Origin of the sequence: Microbacterium sp. BF1 (assembly GCF_019279095.1) — a bacterium.
Classification (GTDB): domain Bacteria; phylum Actinomycetota; class Actinomycetes; order Actinomycetales; family Microbacteriaceae; genus Microbacterium; species Microbacterium maritypicum.
In genome coordinates, this window is record NZ_JAGYWT010000289.1 from 1 (window position 1) to 3,127 (window position 3,127).

3 protein-coding genes and 1 pseudogene are annotated in these 3,127 nt (G+C 70.0%); all 4 read left to right on the forward strand.

Annotation, left to right across the window (positions count from 1 at the left end; all coding sequences use genetic code 11):
* Positions 1-154: pseudogene (locus tag KZA10_RS18035) on the forward strand (DUF58 domain-containing protein); the annotation flags it as partial.
* Between the two features lie 17 nt (positions 155-171).
* Positions 172-1,089, forward strand: coding sequence for a polysialyltransferase family glycosyltransferase (locus KZA10_RS10655; protein ID WP_308289644.1), 918 nt, complete (start codon positions 172-174; stop codon positions 1,087-1,089).
* Between the two features lie 29 nt (positions 1,090-1,118).
* Complete coding sequence (locus KZA10_RS10660) at positions 1,119-2,279, forward strand: acylneuraminate cytidylyltransferase (RefSeq protein ID WP_256934706.1); 1,161 nt, start codon at positions 1,119-1,121, stop codon at positions 2,277-2,279.
* 93 nt (positions 2,280-2,372) lie between these two features.
* Positions 2,373-3,127: N-acetylneuraminate synthase family protein (locus KZA10_RS10665; protein ID WP_218682862.1), on the forward strand; the 755-nt coding region annotated here is incomplete at its 3' end.

Consider the following 3,127-nt stretch of genomic DNA (forward strand, 5'->3'; position numbering starts at 1 on the left):
GATCCGCGTGCTCCCCGCGTTCTCCTCGCGCAAGCACCTTCCGTCCCGCCTCGCGCGTCTGCGTGAACTGGATGGCAACACCAGCATCCAGGTGCGCGGCCAGGGCACCGAGTTCGATTCGCCGCGGACATACTCGCGCAGCGAATCGAACAGACCTACTCGCCGATGCGCGTGCGGTTGCCGTACCCTGTCGCCGCGCGCATCGAGCGGGTCGTGCACGCCGACGTCGTGCCGGGAGTGCGACCCCTCGTCGGGTCTCCCCGTGCAGAGGTCGTGCCAGTGCCTCCGGCGTCGTTCGCCGCGGTCCTGCGGGAGACGGATGCCACCGCGTGCGATCCTGTCGACGACGGTGCCTCCACGGTGCTCGTGCTCGGCCAGTATCTGTCGGCCCTCGGGCTGATGACGGCGGCAGAGGAGGTCGATCTGCAGAAGCGCCTGATCGACCGTGCCGCGCAGTGGGCACCGCAGCGCATCGTGTTCAAGCCGCATCCGGCCGCGCCGCCCCTGGTGACCGTAGCCGTCAGAGGGCGCGCGGCCGCGCACGGTATCGAATTCGTCGAGTACAGCGGGCCTCTCGCCGCCGAACCGCTCGCCGAGCGGCTGGACGCGGTGGCCGTCGTCGCGGGGTTCTCCACGGCGCTACCGACCGTGCACACCCTCTTCGGACGGGCGATCGGCTCGGCGGGGAACGACACCGTCCTCGCTGCACTGACGCCGTTCGAGAACAGCAACCGGATTCCCGCGACCCTGGTCGACGCCCTCACGCGCGAGGGCTGTCCGTATGCCGATCCCGCGCGACTGCAACTGCTGATCGACGCCGTCGGCTATGCCATGCAGCCGGAGATCGCCGGGCATCTGCGCGGTCGCGCCGAGGAACTGCTGCGCGGACTCGACCCGGATGAGCGCGATCGGTACTTCACGCCCCGACGGCTCGCCGAGCTGCGACTGCCCGGCGCGCCGATCGAGAACGCCGTGCGTCGTGCACTGCGTCCCGCCGGGGGAGTGGGCAGGATCGAGGAGTGGCGGCTCCACGCCCTCGGCGCGCGGCGACGCGCAGGGCGCGCCTGGCGGGCGATACGCGGCCGATGACGACGATGACGACGACGAGGATGTGGACGATGGACGAGCAGAAGCCCCGCACGGTGGCTATCATTCCGGCGCGCGGAGGGTCGAAGCAGGTGCCGCGCAAGAACCTGCAGCGCGTCGGCGGGGTGCCGCTGGTCGAGCGCGCGGTTCGCGCCGCGGCCGCAGCTTCCGGCATCGACCTGGTCGTGGTCTCCACCGACGATGACGAGATCGCAGCGGTGGCGACGGCTGCGGGCGCCCGTGTCATCCGCCGCCCAGCCGAGCTCGCTGGAGACACGGCGACCTCGGAGAGCGCGATCCTGCACGCGTTGGACGAGCTCGAGGCACGCGGAGACAGCGTCGGGATCGTGGCGTTCCTGCAGGCGACATCACCGTTCATCCCGAGCGACGCGCTCGCCGCGGCGGTGGAGGAGGTCCGCGCAGACCGGGCCGACAGCGTGTTCGCCGCCCACGAGACGTACGGGTTCCTGTGGCGGGAGGATGACCGCGGTGACGCGGTGGCTATCAACCACGAGGCCGCGCACCGCCCGCGCCGACAGGACCGCGAGCCGCACCACCTCGAGACCGGCGCGTTCTACGTGTTCCGTGCCGCGGGCTTCCGCGAGAGCAGGCATCGCTTCTTCGGCAGGACCCGCATCGCCGCGGTGCCGGAATGGACAGCGATCGAGATCGATGATGCGGATCAGCTCCGCGTCGCCCGTGCACTCGCTTCGCTACATGAGGTTCCCGGCCCCATCCCGGTCCGCGCCGTCGTGACCGACTTCGACGGCGTGCACACCGACGACACCGCGATCATCGACGCCGACGGTGGCGAGCGGGTGCGGGTGAGCCGTGAAGACGGCATGGGGGTGGCTCTGCTGCGCCGTGCCGGTGTGCCGCTGCTGATCCTGTCGACCGAGGTCAACCCGGTGGTCCGCGCCCGCGCCGACAAGCTCCGGGTGCCAGTGCTGCACGGCATCGACGACAAGGAGAAGGCGCTGCGCAACTGGGCGCGGGACAACGAGATGCCACTCGCCGACATCGCCTACCTCGGCAACGACGTCAACGACCTGCCGGCGATGCGGATCGTGGGGTGGCCGGTCGCGGTCGCGAACGCACATCCGCTGGTACTCGAAGAGGCCCGTGTCGTGCTGAGCCGTCGCGGTGGAGAAGGCGCCGTGCGGGAGCTGATCGAACGGGTGTTGTCGAGCTGACCGATCCCGGTAACCCGGTGGTCGCCCGGTGTTCATCCTCGGCCCGTACTCAGGAGGGAGGGGTTGCACCAACGCTCGAACACCGGAGGAATCATGACTGTCAGCATCGGCTCACGAGTGATCGGCGGCGGGCGTCCTGCCTACGTCATCGCGGAGATCGGCCTGAACCACAACGGTGACGTGGACATCGCCAAGAAGCTCATCGACGTCGCGGCTCGCGCCGGTGCCGACGCCGTGAAGTTCCAGAAGCGCACGCCGGAGATCTCCACTCCGGAGCACATGCGCGATGTCCCTCGCGAGACGCCGTGGGGCGTGATGAGCTACCTCGACTACCGCCGCCGGGTCGAGTTCGGCCGCGACGAGTACGTCGAGATCGGCGACCACGCCACGATGCTCGGCCTGGACTGGTTCGCCTCGCCGTGGGACGTGCCCAGCGTCGCCTTCCTCGAAGACCTGGGCGTCGTGGCGCACAAGGTCGCCTCGGCCAGCCTCACCGACACCGAGCTGCTGGTCGCCCTGCGCGAGACGGGCAAACCCGTCATCCTCTCCACGGGCATGTCGACCATCGAGCAGATCGACCGGGCGCTGGACACCCTCGGCACCGATCGCGTGGTCCTCATGCACGCCACCTCGACCTACCCGCTGGAGCCTGAGGAGGCGAACCTGCGGGTGATCGCCACACTGCGCGACCGTTACCCCGGTGTGCCCGTGGGCTACTCGGGGCACGAGCGCGGACTCCAGATCTCGCTCGCCGCCGTGGCCATCGGCGCCGTCGCCGTCGAACGCCACATCACGCTCGATCGCACCATGTGGGGCTCCGATCACGCGGCCTCGCTCGAGCCGACCGG